This is a genomic window from Nitrobacter sp. CN101, assembly GCF_055390255.1.
On the sequence record NZ_AP038833.1, the window covers coordinates 2,947,583 to 2,964,043 of the forward strand.

The window sequence follows — 16,461 nt, forward strand, 5'->3', positions numbered from 1 at the left end:
AGGCTCGGCCATTTTGTTGACAGATCAAAGGGATGGTACTGAGAGGCGAGTCAGGTAAAACATGGCGGGACGCTGGGGACGTCTCGGTCGCGGTCTGGCGTTGCCGGATGTGTTTGCCTGAAAGATTGGGGATCGTTCAGACCGATGGGGTCTATCGACAAGTATATTTTCCGGACGACGCTGGCGTCGTTTGTGGTGGTCCTGGTCAGCCTGACAGGGGTGATCTGGATTACGCAGGCGTTGCGCGGAATCGACCTGATGACAAGCCAGGGACAGACCATCCTGACGTTTCTTGGGATCACCAGCCTTGCTATCCCCGTGCTGGTGCTGATCATCTCCCCGATTGCGCTGATGATCGCGATCTCGCACACCCTCCACAAGCTTGCTACGGACTCGGAAATCATCGTGATGAACGCCGCCGGCCTATCGCCGTTCCGGCTCTTCCGGCCGTTCATCTATGCAACGGTGATTGTGGCCTTGCTGGTGGCGTTCATCGCGGCCTACCTTGCGCCTGATGGGATGCGTCGGTTGAAGCGATGGGATGCCGAGATCACCGCCGACGTTCTGGCGAACGTTCTGCAACCCGGCCGATTTGCGCAACTGGATCCGAATCTGACAATTCGTATTCGGGAACGACAGCCTGGTGGCCAGCTCGCCGGAATTTTCATTGATGATCGCCGTAATCCTGAAGAGCGCCTCAGTATCATCGCCGACCACGGAACGGTGATGAAGAACGACCAGGGATCGTTTCTTATTCTGGAAGATGGGCACTTGGAGAGATTCGAGACGGGCAAGCGCGAACCGGCCATGGTCGCGTTTGACCGCTATGCGTTCGACATGTCGAAATTCTCCAATCGAGGGCATGACGTTATTTATGGCATTCGTGAACGTTACCTTTGGGAGTTGATTGCTCCCGATCAGAAGGACACGCTGGTTCAGCAGATGCCCGGCCAATTCCGCGCCGAGCTTCACGATCGATTCACCGCCCCGATCTATCCGTTTGCCTTTGCAGCGCTGACCTTCGCATTCCTCGGAACACCGCGCACCACGCGTCAGAGTCGCAATTTCTCCATGGGAGCGGCAATTGCGGCGGTGTTCGGCCTTCGTATGGCAGGCTTCGCGCTTTCGGTCATGACTGTGAAATCGCCGATGGCCGCGCTCCTGCAATACCTTCTTCTTTTCGGGGCAATTGGTATCTGCTTGCGGGTGATCGTTGCTGGAATCGTGCTCGAACCATCCGCCGCGTTAACGGAGGCGATCAACAGATCGAATGAGCGGCTCCTCCGCCTGCTGAGGAAGAGACCGGCCCTCGCATGAGCATGTTGACGAACACGTTGGGTCGTTATTTTGCTGGCCGCTTCATGGTGGCCGCGCTCGGCGTTTTCGTCAGCATTTTTCTGCTCCTCGTTCTTGTCGATTACATTGAAATGGTCCGGAGGACGTCCGGGCTTGCGTCGGCATCGGCACTGGTGGTTGCGGAAACATCGCTTTTCAGGGTGCCCCAGCTCCTTGAGAAACTGACCCCGTTCTGTATCCTGATCGGCGCCATGACGTGCTATCTCGCACTGTCGCGGCAGCTTGAACTGGTGGTGGCCCGCGCCGCCGGCGTTTCGGCGTGGCAATTCATCTCGCCGGCGCTCGTGTGCGCGATCGTGCTCGGCGCCCTCGCCACCACGGTCTACAATCCTTTGTCTGCCAACCTGCGGGAATTGTCCAAGCGGATGGAGGCCGAACTGTTTGGCGGTGTCTCCGGAGGAGGTCTCCAGGACGCGTCCGGTTTCTGGATCAACCAAGTGACCGACGACGGTCAGGCTATCATCAATGCGGCGCGCAGTGAGCAGCAAGGCGTGCGCTTGACGGGGCTCACCGTGTTCACGTTCGATCCCCATTCCAAATTCAAGGAACGTATCGAGGCACGCGAAGCAGCCCTGGAAGACGGCCGCTGGCTGTTCAAAGGCGTTCGCCGGTTTACGCTCGACAATCCGCCGGTCGAGCAGGAAATCTTTATCCTTCCGACCAGTCTGACGCCGGCACAGGTCCAAAACAGCTTCTCTACCCCCGAAACTGTGTCATTTTGGCAACTGCCGGGTTATATCAGATCGTCCGAGAGCTCAGGATTTGCAACCGCAGGATACCGGCTGCAATACCACAAACTCATCGCACAGCCGTTTTTGCTGGCTGCAATGGTGATGCTGGCGGCCTCGGTGAGCCTCCGCTTCTTCCGCTTCGGCGGGGTGCAAAAGATGGTTTTAAGTGGCGTGGGTTCGGGCTTTCTGCTCTATGTCCTGTCTAAGGTAACTGAGGATTTGAGCAAGGCCGAGCTGATGAATCCAATCGCTGCGGCGTGGCTGCCGGTCTGTGTCGGCAGCCTCACCGGCTTTTTGGTCTTGCTGCATCAGGAGGACGGATAGTGGCTGCAATCGCCACCCTCCGTAAGCGCTCGCCTGTTCGCGAGCGGCGCGTCTCACTGCGCCGCCGTCGGTCTGGTGCGTCCGTGATTCCGGCCTCGCTGACAGCGGCCGTTCTCGGACTGATTGCCGCCGCTGTGATTGACGTCGTCGCAACTACTCCGGCTGTGGCACAAAGCTTCACTTACAATCCCCGCCCGCCCAAGCCTACGCCGCCGCCACGTCAGAATGACGGGCAGATGCTCGTTCAAGCCACCGAGCTCGACTACGACTACAACAATTCTCGCGTGTCGGCCGTCGGCAATGTGCAGATGTTCTACAACGGCACGAGCGTCGAGGCGGACAAGGTCATCTACGACCAGAAAACCAAGCGGCTCCATGCCGAAGGCAACATCCGCATGACTGATGCGGAAGGCAAGGTCACCTACGCCAATATCCTCGATTTGAGCGACGACTACCGGGACGGATTCGTCGATTCGCTGAGAGTTGACACTGCCGATGCGACGCGCATGGCCGCAACGCGGGCCGATCGGACCAAGGGCAACTACACGGTATTCGAGAACGGCGTCTATACAGCCTGCGCGCCCTGCAGGGAGAATCCGAAAAAGCCCCCGCTTTGGCAGGTCAAGGGTGCCCGCATCATTCACGATCAGACCGAGAAGATGTTGTACTTCGAGGACGCCCGATTGGAATTCTACGGCGTGCCTATGGCCTATATGCCTTTCTTCTCAACACCAGATCCGACTGTGAAGCGCAAAAGCGGCTTCCTGGTGCCCACCTTTACGTCCTATTCTCCCTACGGGGTCGGGGTCGAGGTTCCCTACTATTTCGCGCTCGCGCCGGACTACGACCTGACCATTTCTCCCCGATTCACCACGCGACAAGGCGTGTTGATGCAAGGCGAGTTCAGGCAGCGTCTCATGGACGGCGCCTATCAAATCCGTGCCTATGGCATCAATCAGCTTGATCCGGACGCCTTCGGTTCTGGTCCCGGCAACCGGGACTTCCGCGGCGGTGTGGATACCAAAGGCCAGTTTGCCTTGAACGATAAATGGGTCTGGGGTTGGGATGGCGTTCTATTAAGCGACTACTTCTTCTTCTCCGATTACCGGTTGAAGCAGTACAGGGACTTGATGCAATCGTTCCTGACTCTGCCGACCGAAGCGATCTCGCAACTCTATCTAACCGGCGTCGGTAACCGTAGCTACTTCGACGCCCGCGCGATTCACTACCTGAGCTTCTCGGGCAATCAGAGCCTGGTTCCGGTGGTTGCGCCTGTCATCGACTATTCGAATGTCATCAACCATTCGGTCATTGGCGGCGAATTCAGCTACAAGTTCAACTTCGTCAATCTTGCGCGTGATCAGGCGCAGTTCGATCCTATCTCGACGCTGGCGAATACCACGTTCGTGTGCGCGCCAACGTCGGCTGACCCAGCAGCGAGAACACCGGCCAATTGTTTGCTTCGAGGTATACCGGGAACATATACGCGCTTGACCGCACAAGCACAGTGGCGGACTTCGTTCACCGATTCCTTTGGTCAGATCTGGACGCCGTTCGCTTCGCTTCGCGCCGACGCCATCAATGCTGACATCTCGAACCAGCCGGGCGTGTCCAATTTCATCCAGCCCGGCACCACGCAGGCACTCCGCCTCATGCCCGTTGTGGGCCTCGAATATCGCTATCCCTTCATCAACGTTCAGCCCTGGGGCACCACAACGATCGAACCGATCGCGCAGGTCATCATCCGTCCGAATGAAAGCTATGCGGGCAAGCTGCCGAATGAGGATGCGCAAAGCCTGGTCTTCGACGCCAGCAACCTCTTCAGCGTGGACAAATTCTCCGGTTATGACCGTGTCGAGGGTGGCGGCCGCGCTAACTTCGGCGCACAGGCGACGACTCAATTCGATCAGGGCGGCGCGATCAACTTTCTGTTCGGACAGTCCTATCAGATGTTCGGCCTGAACTCGTTTGCCGTTGCGGATATCACCAATACCGGCGTCAATTCCGGCTTGCAGCGCCCGCAATCCGACTACGTCACAAGCGTCAATTATTCACCGAACAGCATCTTCACGTTCAGCACCCGCGCGCGCATTGATGAGGCGACCTTGAATGTGCAGCGCTTCGAGGCCGAAGGCCGCGCCAGTTTCTACCGGTGGTCCGGGAGCATCTTGTACGGCGATTATGCGGAGCAGCCCAGCCTCGGGTTCCTCACAAGGCGCCGAGGTCTTTTAGGCACCGGTTCCATAAAGGTTGCATCCAACTGGGTTGTGCAGGGTGCGGCACGCTGGGATCTCGAAGCTAATCAAATCAACCAGTATGCAGTCGGCGCGGGCTACGTGGACGATTGTTTTGTTCTCGGCCTCAACTACGTGACGTCATACATTTACTCTGCGGGAGCAACGCCGCCCCAGCTTAACCATGCTTTTATGCTTCAGCTTGGACTGAGAACCTTGGGCCAGACCCGCGGCGGGTCGACCGGATCTGGCATCCGCTAAACAAGTGATGCCCGTTGAAAGGCAGGCTGTGTTGCCTGATTGACTCAGACCCCGTCGACAAGAGACCTGCTAGCGCGCACTGACATGAAAATGACCTTGCTCTTCCGGCCGTTGAGCCGTCTGGCCTTATTCGCGTTTCTTTCGTTCGTCAGCTTGAACTCGCCGCTGCTTGCTCAGTCGGTCGCGGTCATGGTCAACGGCGAGCCGATCACCACTTTTGATATCGAGCAGCGCATCCGCCTGATTAAGATATCCACCCACAAATCTCCGCCCCGGCAGGAGGTGATCGAAGAGTTGATCGGCGAAAAGGTGAAGATCAGGGAGGCCAAGAAGTTCGGCGTGAACCCGACTTCGACGGATATTGATCAGGCATACGCCAGTATGGGCGCGCGGATGGGGATGTCGCCCGAACAGCTGACAAAATCGATCGCCTCTCAGGGAGTTCGTCCGGAAACGATCAAGGCGCGCCTGAGAGCTGATCTTGTTTGGGGAAGCCTTGTGCGTGGCCGCTTCAAGGAAAGTCTTCTTGTGAGCGATCGTGATGTCAATGAAGTGCTGAAGAATAGCGGCGAGGATAAATCGAAAATCGAGGGGGTCGAATACCACATGCGTCCCGTTGTCTTGATCGTTCCGCGTGGCGCAGCAGGTCCCGTGGTGGAGGCGCGGCGCAATGAGGCCAATTCTTTGCGCGAGCGCATTCAGTCTTGCTCGGACGCCGTTCGCACTGTCAAGGCGATGCGGAATGCCACCCTACGCGATCCGGTCACAAAAACGTCCGCCGATCTGCCACCTACGCTTCGAGATCTGCTCGATAAGACGCCCGTGGGGCATCTGACTCCACCAGAAATCACGCGGCAGGGCATCGAAATGGTAGCAGTATGCGAAAAGAAGGTAACCAGCGTGGACACCCCGAAGAAAAAGGAAATTCGGGAAAAAATGTTTGCCGACAAGTATGAGAAGCGGTCAAAGTCCTACCTGGACGATATTCGAAGATCCGCGATGATCGAATATCGTGAGAGTCGGCCAGAGAAAGACGACAAATGACGTTTCCCGTGTCCAGCGGGGTGATGCGGCAGATGTCATGAACGGCGGCGTGTATTCTATCAAAGGCCGCGCTGGAGTCATCGCGTGGTGAAGCCGATTGCATTGACTCTGGGCGAGCCGGCCGGCATCGGACCGGATATCACGATCGCGGCCTGGCTGCGCCGCAAGAGCGATGCCGTTCCTCCCTTCTATCTTCTTGGCGATAGCGCCTTCATCTCGACCCGAGCAAAGCTGCTCGGACTTGATCTTCCCTTGCTTGATCTTTCCTTGGCGGAGGTCGGCCAGAAAGACGTTTCCAAGATATTCAATGAGGCACTTCCGATTGTCGCCACGGGGCATCCGGCAACCGCGTATCCCGGTCATCCCGACGACAACAGCGCCCCCGCAGCGATTGGATCAATCCGTCATGCGGTCAACGATGTTGTAGCGGGCCATGCGGGAGCAGTGGTCACCAATCCGATTGCCAAGAGCGTGCTCTACCGGGCGGGATTTGCCCATCCTGGCCACACCGAATTTCTCGCCGAACTGGCGGCAACGAACTCCAACGCACCGCAGCCGGTGATGCTGTTGTGGTCGCCCGATCTTGCGGTAGTGCCCGTCACCATCCACCTGCCCTTGCGCGATGCGATCACAATGCTGTCGAGCCGCATGATTGTGGATACCGTTCGCATTGTCGTTGCAGACCTACGCTCGCGATTTGGAATCACCAGCCCCCGCATCGCGGTATCCGGATTGAATCCCCATGCGGGAGAGGACGGCTCGCTCGGAACCGAGGATCAGACGATCGTTACACCGGCCGTCGCAATCCTGCGCGCCGAAGCAATCGACGTCAAAGGCCCGCTTCCGGCCGACACCATGTTCCATGAGGCCGCGCGCCGGACTTACGACTGTGCCATTTGCATGTATCACGATCAGGCTCTGATTCCGGTCAAAACGCTGGCTTTCGATCGGGCCGTCAACGTCACGCTGGGACTGCCGTTTATCCGCACATCGCCGGATCACGGCACTGCATTCGACATCGCCGGCACGGGACGCGCCGATCCATCGAGTCTGATCGCTGCGCTGAGCCTCGCCGCGCGGATGGCAGCGTCGACGCGTTCGGCATGAGCGCGATTGATGACCTGCCGCCGCTGCGCGACGTCATCAAACGTCACGCGTTATCGGCGCGAAAATCGTTGGGACAGAACTTTCTACTCGATCTGAATCTCACGGCCCGGATCGCGCGCGCCGCCGGTCCACTCCAGGATGCGACCGTCATCGAGATTGGGCCAGGTCCTGGCGGATTGACGCGGGCGCTGCTTGCGCTCGGCGCGATGCGCGTCATCGCCATCGAGCGTGACGAACGCGCGCTTGGCGCGCTGGAAGAAATCTCGGCTCGCTATCCCGGCCGCCTCACGATCGTCAACGCGGACGCGACGAGCTTCGATCCACGACCCCTGCTCGGCACGATGCGCGCAAAGATCGTCGCCAACCTGCCTTACAACATCGCCACCGCGCTTCTGATCCGCTGGCTCAGCATCGAGCCCTGGCCGCCATGGTATGACGCCATGGTGCTGATGTTTCAGCGCGAGGTCGCCGAACGGATCGTTGCCCGCGAAAACGACGAGGCGTATGGCCGCCTTGCCGTGCTGTCAAACTGGCGCGCAGAGACCAAAATTCTGTTCGACATCTCGCCCGCCGCTTTCGTTCCGCAACCCCAGGTCACGTCTTCGGTGGTGCGGCTGATACCACGCGACAGCCCCGAGCCATGCGACCGCCGGATGCTGGAACAAGTTGCCGCCGCCGCGTTCGGGCATCGCCGGAAGATGCTACGGCAAAGCCTGAAATCGTTGCCCGCTGATCCTGCGTCGCTGGCGGCTGCGGCCGGCATCGACCCCACGCGGCGCGCGGAGACGGTTCCAATATCAGGTTTCGTTGCGATGGCGAGGGAGCTCTCAGCCATGCGCATACTGCAGTCTGAACCGCATCAGGACCGGTCCGCTCCGGCAACCACAATTCGATACGTCAAAGGTGGCGACGAGTAGCCGAGAAATGTTTTGGTGAATGTAACATTAGACACGCTGCCGGAGTCCCCGGCAAGAGAGTCTGCCTTGACGCGGCACGGCACATCATTTTCGGTGCAAACAAGAACCCGCGCGGTAGTCGACAATTTCGTAAGCACCTCATTCGGCTCGCTGCTCATTGGCCTGGCCTTGGGCAGGTAATAGAACACTCCGGCGACAATCTCTTCGCTACCACCGATCACCACCGCTGGCGATTTAGCGAGATGTACAATCTCCATCGCGATTTGCCGATAATGCGCGTTCTGCGTCGTCTGCCGCGCGAGTTTCATATGAGCTTCTAGTGGAGAAACGGCGACTGCCAAAAGCGACACCAACAGCGCTGTCAAACAAGCGCGAGCCGCGGCGATTGCCGTCACGTTGAGCCTCAGCGAGCCAAACAGCACCACCGGTAACAACGCCCAGTTTGGAAACGTCCATAGCGGCGTCAGACGATGAGGCCATGCAAGATTGGCCACGGCCGGCAGCACCAGCGGGACGACAAGCAGCAGCAATGCCTGACGTCGCCCCGGATCGGCCGGCCAGATCGTATCTCGCAAGGCCGCACGGTCCGGCTTCAGCACGGCGAAAAAAATCAGGGGTATTGCGACATAGCCTATGATCCCACCGAGATAAAATGTGGAGGTTTTCAGTGCCGCGCCAAATGACGCGGGAGCCATCACGCTCGTTGTCAGAAATTGCTCGGTTGCGTGATCGCGTTCGGTAAGCAACCAATGGATATGCGGCGCAAGCACGGCTAGCGCGGCTGCTGCCATTAGGAATGGCGCACCTGACCGCCAGAACCGCCTGACATCGTCTCCTGCCAGCGACGCAACAGCGATACCTGCGATCAGATAGACACCCCAGTATTTTCCCAGAAAGGTCAGACCGGCGAACGCACCCGCGAGAACCGCGTCTGTCCACCTGCTGTTGCTCCGCGCTCGGAGATAGAAGAGTACGGTTGCCGCCCAGAACGGCATCATCACTGTGTTCGCGTTGAATCGCGCTGCTTGAAATGTATAGAACGGAACGAGGATCAATGCGGTCACGCCGACAAGTGCCCGCTCCTTGTCGAGATGATCCCGTAGAATTACCCAGGTGACGGCGAGCGTTACAGTGATGTTAACGGTTGCAAGAAGATGGGCCGCCCAATCCGTACGCGGAAATATCGCAAACCAGGCATGGAAAATCCATACCGTCATCGGTGGATGCTTGTAGCCGAACGCAAACGTCTGCGCCCATATCGATGCCTCGCTGAGATCAAAATGAATATCCACGGTCGCATGTGAAACCGAGAAATACAGCATCCACAGCGCCGCATAGGCTGCCAGCGTGATACTCAGAATCCGGCGGCTGCCATTCCGCCGCACGAAATCGGTGCTCGCTTGCACCAGGCCATTACGGATCGCGACAAGCGTTCCGCCTGTGGCTATTGTCGCCAACTTCGGCTCCTGTGAATTGGCATGACGAGTCCCGAAATATCGCAAGGAACTGCGCAACATTCCAGTCGTAAGCGGCCTCTTACACAACCCTTGATGCGCCACCAACGGCTGAGCCTCAATTACGCCCTGACTATTCCGGATTTGCGGCGCAATGCGACCCAAGTCTTTCTCGATTATTAACGAAAGGCATCGTGAATCTTGTCATGATCGGGGATATGCATGTCAAACCGTTTGGGGAAACGTCTCTCAACCCTTGGGGTAGCTTTGTTCACGGGCGGCATGCTTGCGATCACCGTCCAGGGCTCGGCACGCGCGGACGATGCCTGCCTAGCAAAACCGGGCGCGACGACGCCGCGCGGAGGTCACTGGCATTATCGCGTCGAGCCGGGAACTAAGCGTCATTGCTGGTATCTCGGCGAACAGCACGGTAAGGCTGGGCTCGAAACCGCAGCAAAGCCGTCGCCGTCTGCCCCCGCGTCGGACAAACGGGCAATGAGGGCGTCCGCACCACCTCTCCGGCCGTCCATTACGAATGCTCACGCGGAGCTCGATGACGCGACAAGCGCGAACGATTCAGCAGACGCCAACTCCCTGCCGTCCACGAGGGATTCTTCCGACGAGCCTGCGCAAAACACGAATATATCGCAACAGACCGCTACCACGCAGTGGCCCGATCCAGCCATCAACGAGGTGCCGGTCGCCAATGCGACGCAACCGCCGGTACAAGCTCCAGTCACGTCTGGTCCGCAGACGCCGAACGACCCGCCAGTCTCTGCGGCAACAATCGAGTCTGATACTCAGGCGCGCGGCGAACACAGCGAGCCAAGCCTTGCTTCAGCCGTCGTCAGCTCTCCCGAGGCTGAAATTCAGTCCCACTCGTCATCTATGCTGCTGGGTGGGCTCGCTGGCGCGTTAGCCGTAGCAGGGTTTCTTGGATTTGCAGCTGTCAGATTCGGGAATCTGAGCAGCCTCTTACAAATCCGTCACTCGCGATTAATCGAGGATTTGGTCGACCAAGGCTACCCTCCGCCCTGGAAACGACGGGGGCCCGATACGGCACAAACCTCCCGCACTGACGTGCTCCGCATACGCCAGGACATCGAGGCGCAATCTCGCGACATCATGGAAATTCTGTCTCGGGCATCACGTGGAGCAACGACGTAGCGGCGCTAGCGGCGAATGAAAGGTCTCTAAGCGAACTCGTCAAATCAAACTCACAGCGCCTCGTTTCGGATGCATCACAGGCAAGGCTCTAAGTCTCAAGTTGCCGCTGCAGTTCTCGTACGAACGCCGTCAATCCGGTTCGGCGTTCGCGCTTGAGCCGTTCAGCCTTCAAAATTGACTGCACCTCAGTAAACGCTTCATCGACATTCTGGTTGATGACGATGTAATCGTACTCAGCCCAGTGGCTGAGCTCATGCGTGGCGCGGTCCATTCGTTCGCGGATCACATGATCGGCATCCTGGGCACGGGTATGCAGGCGTCGTTCCAGATCAGTAGCGGACGGCGGCAGAATAAAGACGCTGACCACGTCGGCCCGTGCCTTCTCGCGCAATTGCTGCGTGCCTTGCCAATCGATATCGAACAATACGTCGCGGCCGGATGACAGTGCCGCATCCACAGGCGCGCGCGGCGTGCCGTAGCGATTGTCGAACACGACGGCCGATTCCAGCAGATCATTTTGCTTGACCATGGCTGCAAAGGTTGCGTCGTCGACGAACTTGTAGTCACGACCATCGACCTCACCCGGCCGCATCGGTCGCGTGGTCGCAGAGACCGACAGGCTCAAGCCCTCGACGCGCTCGATCAGCAGCCGCGACAGCGTGGTTTTTCCGGCACCGGAAGGCGACGATAGCACGAACATCAAGCCGCGCCGTTCGACTCCGTCGAAACCCCGATCGTGAGCAGTCATCGATCACTCCAGATTCTGGACCTGTTCGCGAAACTGTTCGACGGCGTTTTTCAGTTCAAGTCCGACATTGGTCAGTTCGAGATCGTTCGACTTCGAGCAGCAAGTGTTGACTTCCCTGTTGAACTCCTGCGCAAGAAAATCAAGCTTTCGTCCGATCGGCCCGCCCCTGCCGATCAACTCGCGCGTCTGCGAAATATGCGAGGCAATGCGATCCAATTCCTCGCGGATATCGGCCTTCGTAGCGATCAAGATCGCTTCCTGATGGAGTCGATCCTGATCGAAGCGGTCCGATGTGTCGAGCAATGCGGTAATCTGCTCGGCAAGTCGCGCCTTCACTGCGCCCGGTTGACGACCAGGGGCGGCCTCTGCCCTGCGCGCGAGACGCTCGATCTCATCCATACGCTGCATCAGTACGCCGCCAAGCGTAGCTCCTTCACGCTCGCGCATATCAACAAGGCTGCGCAGCGCCTGCTCGAAAGTTTCAGCGACGGCGGTCTTTGCTGCGAGCTCCTCGGCATCGTCGGACTCCGGTTCAACGACCTCCATAACACCCTTTATCGATAGCAAACCATCAATGCTCGGCGCGAGCGCGTCAATTTTTCCGCACAAATCGCGCGCGACCTTCAGGAGAGATGCCAGGACCTGTTCATTGACGCGAACAAGGGGAGCCGCGTTGCTGCGCTTCACCGTTAGATTGGCGTAGACTGTTCCGCGTGACAACACTTGTGCTGCGCGCTTCCTTATCGTCGCTTCTATATCGTCCCAGCCGGTCGGTAGCCGCGTCCGAAGGTCGAACCCTTTGGCGTTCACGGATTTTAACTCCCATTCGAACGCATACGGCCCACTGGCGCCGTGGCTTCTTGCAAAGCCGGTCATGCTCGACAACGCCATCGCGTGGTTTCTCCGAAGCACCCAGATGTGAGATTCGTTTAACGGATCGTCCCGACGTTAGAGAATTTTGTGGCCGAGTGAAATCCGCTTCTGATGGAATCAGAATCGAAGTTCTGCGCTTTTGGTTGATGCGTTTTCACGCGAACATGGAAACCGGTTTCGGATAAGATGATGCGCGATCAAAAAGTGAATCAGGCACCAGGCCGAATGCGGTCTGATTCGATCCCTGTTGCTGAATGATGTGCTGCGAAGGCTCTACAGCGCCCTACCGGTTTGGCCGGGTTCGCGCCCGCGGCGCCGCCGGCTTTGGGGAAGGCTCGTCCTGTGTGGTGCCGGTTTCTGGTGTGGCGGGCGCGACAGCCGGCGCCGGCTCGTCCAGCGGCTCGACCGCATCGTTTTGAATCTGCTTTTCCATGGTTCGCAACCGAGCGACGTTCTTCTGGTGCTGCTCGTAAGTCTCGGTGAAGCTGTGCCCCCCGTTTCCATCGGCAACGAAGAATAAATCGCGGGTTCGCGCCGGATTTGCCGCTGCTTCGAGCGAAGCTCGGCCGGGATTAGCGATCGGTCCAGGCGGCAACCCTTCAATCACGTAGGTGTTGTATGGAGACGCTTGCATAATTTCGCTGCGTTTGATCGGCCGCCCCAGCGTCCCCTTGCCTCCGACCAGACCATAAATGATCGTTGGGTCGGACTGCAGTTTCATTTTCTGTTTCAGACGGTTGGCGAAAACGGCCGCGACCCGGCTGCGTTCATCCGCCTTGCCTGTTTCCTTTTCAATGATAGATGCCAGCGTAACGAGTTGATCAGATGTTTTGACGGGCACATCTGAGGCACGACGCTCCCAGATTTCTGCGAGCACGCGCTTCTGGGCCTGCTGCAAGCGCTGGATCACTTGCTCCCGACTGGTGCCGCGCGGAAACTTGTACGTCTCGGGCAGCAATGTGCCCTCGCGTGGAATCTCTCGAACGGTCCCTGAGAAAATCTCATTCTCCGAAAGCCGTTCTATAATCTGTTCGGAGGTCAGGCCTTCTGGAATAGTCACGGGATGCTGCACCACCTTGCCTTCGACAATGGTGCCTATGACTTCGCGCAGACTGGCTTGCTTCTGGAACGCGTACTCTCCTGGCTTCAGATCCGCGCGCGCCTTTAACGCAAATACACTTCCGATAAACGCCCAGCGATTGTCGTCGATCACACCTTCGCGCTGAAGAATTTCGGCAATGTCGTTCATTCCGGCGCGAGCCGGAATGTTGACGATCTTTTCGTCCTGTAGCGGTCCCGGCGCTTCGATCTTCTGCTTGCCGTAGAAAAAAACGCCGCCGGCACCAAGCATCCCGATCAACAAAACCGTAATGATCGCGTTGCCCGCAACCACCAGCGGGCTTCGCGCACGCGCAGAACGCTTCGGCGGTGGGGGTACCTGTTCGGGTTCAAGCGCGGCGCGCGGACTGCGCGGAGAGATGGGCGGCCTTTCAGTCATCGATGCAACATAAATCCTGTCGGTTTAATGTTGGCCGGCGAATTCCCTGCCCCGGCCAACAGCATGCGGCCGTCTCTAGGATTTATCATCGAATGCGGCGAAACAGTGGATTTGCGTCCATCACACGTTAATTGGCGAGGCGCCGCATGATAATTGATGCGTTGGTCCCGCCGAACCCGAACGAATTTGACAGTACGACGTTGATTTCCCGCTGACGCGCCTTGTGTGGGACGAGATCGATCGCTGTTTCCACCGAAGGATTATCGAGATTAATCGTTGGCGGGGCGATGTTGTCGCGAATCGCAAGGATGCTGAAAATAGCTTCGACTGCGCCCGCGGCACCCAGCAGATGGCCGATAGAGGATTTTGTGGAGGACATCGACGTGCTTGATGCGGCGTTACCCAGCAATCGTTCCACCGCCTTCAGTTCGATTTCATCGCCGACCTGGGTCGAGGTACCGTGGGCATTGATATAGTCGATATCCGATGGAAATATGCCAGCGCGCTTCATGGCAGCGGTCATGCTCCGAAACGCGCCGTCGCCGTCCGGGGACGGCGACGTGATGTGATAGGCATCCCCCGACAGGCCGTATCCCGTAATTTCGGCATAAATTCTCGCACCGCGCTGCCGTGCATGCTCGTACTCCTCGAGCACAACGACACCAGCACCTTCTCCCATGACGAAGCCGTCGCGATTGTTGTCGTAAGGACGCGATGCTTTTGGCGGCGTGTCGTTGAAGCCGGTGGACAGCGTCCGCGCGGCGCAGAAGCCTGCCATGCCGATGCGGCAGATCGGCGATTCCGCGCCGCCAGCCACCATGACATCGGCGTCGCCGAGTGCGATCAGGCGGCTCGCATCGCCGATTGCATGCGCGCCTGTCGAGCAGGCTGTCACCACAGCATGGTTCGGTCCCTTCAGTCCGTGTTCGATCGACACGTATCCCGAAGCAAGGTTGATCAGGCGTCCCGGAATGAAGAATGGCGACACCTTGCGGGCTCCCCTCTCCTTCATGAGGACCGCAGTGTCGGCGATACCCGAAAGGCCGCCAATGCCGGAACCAATCAAGGTGCCGGTCGCGCAACGATCCTCGTCGGTTGAAGGATGCCAATCCGCATCGTCGAGCGCCTGTCTGGCGGCGCTCATCGCGAAGATAATGAAATCGTCGACCTTGCGCTGGTCCTTCGGCTCCATCCACAGGTCAGGATTGAAGGTTCCGTCAGTGCCGTCGCCGCGTGGGACGATGCAGGCGATTCGGCACGGCAAGTCGGTAACGTCGAACGTCTCGATCTGCTTCGCGCCGCTCATGCCGTCGAGTATGCGCTTCCAGGTCGGCTCGACTCCGCAGCCAAGCGGCGACACCATGCCAAGTCCGGTGACGACGACGCGCCTCATCTGGAAAACTCCAGCTTCCTTACAAAGGATAAGGAAAAGCCGGTGGGCCGTTCGAACACGACCCGCCCGGCTTCATGTAAGACCGCGGGAGAGCGTCAGCTTTTCGCGTTCTTCTCGAGAAACTTTGTGGCATCGCCGACGGTCAGGATCGTCTCCGCCGCGTCATCGGGAATCTCACAACCAAATTCTTCCTCGAAGGCCATCACGAGCTCGACCGTATCGAGACTGTCTGCGCCAAGATCGTCAATGAAGCTGGCACTCTCGACGACTTTCTCGGGCTCTACGCCAAGGTGCTCGACCACGATCTTCTTAACCCGCTCGCCAATCTCGCTCATCATTAAACCTCGCGCTTGTTCAATTGGACCCGACCGCAAACGAGCCATCGTGGAGCATTAAACTAGCTAATTCCTGTCGCTATTTGCAGTCGTGTAGGATTCGGTCTTTTCCGCCTTGTGCGGGTGCGGACCGGCAAACGACGGCAGCCGCCACACCGCCAATATACAGGGTTTCATATTCCTGCAATGGCGTTCTTTGCCCACCCGTTCTTGGTCCGGTTATCACACATCGAAAGCCTTGACCGCAAGCCCCGGTAGACGGGCCAAAAGCGCCTCAAATCATTGCCATTCCGCCATTGACATGAATCGTCTGTCCCGTCACGTAGGCTGCTTCGTTCGAACTCAGATAGACCGCCGCTGCCGCAATATCTTCAGGCGTTCCGAGACGGGCCGCGGGGACTTTCGTCAGAATCATCTCTCGCTGCTTCTCGTTCAGCGCGTCGGTCATCGGTGTTGCGATAAATCCGGGTGCAATGCAATTGGCCGTCACCCCGCGCTTCGCGTATTCCGCGCCTAGCGTTTTGATCATGCCGATCAGTCCGGCTTTCGATGCGGTGTAATTTCCCTGCCCCGGATTGCCGGTGACGCCGACCACCGAGGTGATCGCGATGATGCGGCCGAAGCGTTTGCGCATCATCAGTTTTGTCGCCGCGCGCGCCAGGCGGAATGTCGCGGTCAGATTGATCCTGATCACATCATCCCAATCCTCGTCGCGCAATTGCACAAACAGGTTGTCCCGTGTGACGCCCGCATTGGCGACGAGAATATCGACGCGTCCCATCGCCTTCTCGGCATCCGGCACCAATGCTTCGACCTCCGCCGCATCCGATAGATTGCAGGGCAGCACATGAACGCGTTCGCCAAGCGTACCCGCCAGCGCCTCCAGCACCTCCCGACGAGTACCGGAAATCGCGACCGTCGCCCCTTGCGCATGGAGCGCCTTCGCAATGGCGCCGCCGATACCGCCGGTTGCGCCTGTCACAAGCGCGGTCCTATCGGTCAAGTCGAACATCGCTCCT

At 58.5% G+C, this 16,461-nt stretch carries 13 protein-coding genes; 6 read left to right on the plus strand and 7 right to left on the minus strand.

The features are described from left to right. Positions 1-144: 144 nt before the first annotated feature. From lptF to rsmA, 6 genes are all read left to right on the plus strand, one after another. The gene (gene lptF / locus ACZ5IL_RS14905; protein WP_464592631.1) at positions 145-1,317 is read left to right on the plus strand and encodes an LPS export ABC transporter permease LptF; all 1,173 of its coding nucleotides are present in this window, start codon (positions 145-147) and stop codon (positions 1,315-1,317) included. Next, positions 1,314-2,411 carry an LPS export ABC transporter permease LptG gene (lptG, locus tag ACZ5IL_RS14910; protein WP_464592633.1) on the plus strand — a complete coding sequence of 366 codons (1,098 nt, stop codon included), beginning with the start codon at positions 1,314-1,316 and terminating at the stop codon, positions 2,409-2,411. Before lptF ends, lptG begins: the two co-directional genes overlap by 4 nt. Continuing rightward, positions 2,411-4,906: an LPS-assembly protein LptD gene (locus ACZ5IL_RS14915; protein ID WP_464592635.1), complete on the plus strand. Its 2,496-nt coding sequence runs from the start codon at positions 2,411-2,413 to the stop codon at positions 4,904-4,906. Before lptG ends, ACZ5IL_RS14915 begins: the two co-directional genes overlap by 1 nt. 84 nt (positions 4,907-4,990) lie before the next feature. Beyond that, positions 4,991-5,950 carry a peptidylprolyl isomerase gene (locus ACZ5IL_RS14920; protein WP_464592637.1) on the plus strand — a complete coding sequence of 320 codons (960 nt, stop codon included), beginning with the start codon at positions 4,991-4,993 and terminating at the stop codon, positions 5,948-5,950. 84 nt (positions 5,951-6,034) lie between these two features. Further along, positions 6,035-7,057 carry a 4-hydroxythreonine-4-phosphate dehydrogenase PdxA gene (gene pdxA, locus ACZ5IL_RS14925; RefSeq protein WP_464592639.1) on the plus strand — a complete coding sequence of 341 codons (1,023 nt, stop codon included), beginning with the start codon at positions 6,035-6,037 and terminating at the stop codon, positions 7,055-7,057. After that, on the plus strand, positions 7,054-7,974 hold the full coding sequence (rsmA, locus tag ACZ5IL_RS14930) for a 16S rRNA (adenine(1518)-N(6)/adenine(1519)-N(6))-dimethyltransferase RsmA (RefSeq protein WP_464592640.1): 921 nt from the start codon (positions 7,054-7,056) through the stop codon (positions 7,972-7,974). Before pdxA ends, rsmA begins: the two co-directional genes overlap by 4 nt. Here rsmA and ACZ5IL_RS14935 read toward each other — a convergent pair. The 7 genes from ACZ5IL_RS14935 to fabG form a co-directional block, all read right to left on the minus strand. Continuing rightward, positions 7,917-9,431: a glycosyltransferase family 39 protein gene (locus ACZ5IL_RS14935; RefSeq protein WP_464592642.1), complete on the minus strand. Its 1,515-nt coding sequence runs from the start codon at positions 9,429-9,431 to the stop codon at positions 7,917-7,919. The two genes, rsmA and ACZ5IL_RS14935, sit on opposite strands and share 58 nt — an antisense overlap. Before the next feature lie 1,252 nt (positions 9,432-10,683). After that, entirely contained in the window at positions 10,684-11,343 is a 660-nt protein-coding gene (gmk, locus tag ACZ5IL_RS14940) for a guanylate kinase (RefSeq protein ID WP_464592644.1), read from the minus strand. A gap of 3 nt (positions 11,344-11,346) precedes the next feature. Then, a complete protein-coding gene (locus ACZ5IL_RS14945; RefSeq protein WP_464592646.1) occupies positions 11,347-12,234 on the minus strand; it encodes a YicC/YloC family endoribonuclease in 888 nt (295 codons plus the stop codon). A gap of 265 nt (positions 12,235-12,499) precedes the next feature. Continuing rightward, positions 12,500-13,714 carry an endolytic transglycosylase MltG gene (gene mltG / locus ACZ5IL_RS14950; RefSeq protein ID WP_464592648.1) on the minus strand — a complete coding sequence of 405 codons (1,215 nt, stop codon included), beginning with the start codon at positions 13,712-13,714 and terminating at the stop codon, positions 12,500-12,502. Between the two features lie 127 nt (positions 13,715-13,841). Further along, positions 13,842-15,107 carry a beta-ketoacyl-ACP synthase II gene (gene fabF, locus ACZ5IL_RS14955; protein ID WP_464592650.1) on the minus strand — a complete coding sequence of 422 codons (1,266 nt, stop codon included), beginning with the start codon at positions 15,105-15,107 and terminating at the stop codon, positions 13,842-13,844. Positions 15,108-15,202: 95 nt separating this feature from the next. Continuing rightward, entirely contained in the window at positions 15,203-15,442 is a 240-nt protein-coding gene (locus ACZ5IL_RS14960; protein ID WP_009799564.1) for an acyl carrier protein, read from the minus strand. Between the two features lie 274 nt (positions 15,443-15,716). After that, entirely contained in the window at positions 15,717-16,454 is a 738-nt protein-coding gene (gene fabG, locus ACZ5IL_RS14965; RefSeq protein ID WP_464592653.1) for a 3-oxoacyl-[acyl-carrier-protein] reductase, read from the minus strand. Positions 16,455-16,461 lie beyond the last annotated feature (7 nt).

What these genes read in the sequence shown, in the direction of transcription:
- ACZ5IL_RS14945 (WP_464592646.1), bottom strand. Translation starts at nt 12,234, where the DNA reads ATGGCGTTGTCGAGCATGACCGGCTTTGCAAGAAGCCACGGCGCCAGT.
- lptG (WP_464592633.1), top strand. Translation starts at nt 1,314, where the DNA reads ATGAGCATGTTGACGAACACGTTGGGTCGTTATTTTGCTGGCCGCTTC.
- fabG (WP_464592653.1), bottom strand. Translation starts at nt 16,454, where the DNA reads ATGTTCGACTTGACCGATAGGACCGCGCTTGTGACAGGCGCAACCGGC.
- mltG (WP_464592648.1), bottom strand. Translation starts at nt 13,714, where the DNA reads ATGACTGAAAGGCCGCCCATCTCTCCGCGCAGTCCGCGCGCCGCGCTT.
- gmk (WP_464592644.1), bottom strand. Translation starts at nt 11,343, where the DNA reads ATGACTGCTCACGATCGGGGTTTCGACGGAGTCGAACGGCGCGGCTTG.
- fabF (WP_464592650.1), bottom strand. Translation starts at nt 15,107, where the DNA reads ATGAGGCGCGTCGTCGTCACCGGACTTGGCATGGTGTCGCCGCTTGGC.
- ACZ5IL_RS14960 (WP_009799564.1), bottom strand. Translation starts at nt 15,442, where the DNA reads ATGAGCGAGATTGGCGAGCGGGTTAAGAAGATCGTGGTCGAGCACCTT.
- rsmA (WP_464592640.1), top strand. Translation starts at nt 7,054, where the DNA reads ATGAGCGCGATTGATGACCTGCCGCCGCTGCGCGACGTCATCAAACGT.
- ACZ5IL_RS14920 (WP_464592637.1), top strand. Translation starts at nt 4,991, where the DNA reads ATGAAAATGACCTTGCTCTTCCGGCCGTTGAGCCGTCTGGCCTTATTC.
- lptF (WP_464592631.1), top strand. Translation starts at nt 145, where the DNA reads ATGGGGTCTATCGACAAGTATATTTTCCGGACGACGCTGGCGTCGTTT.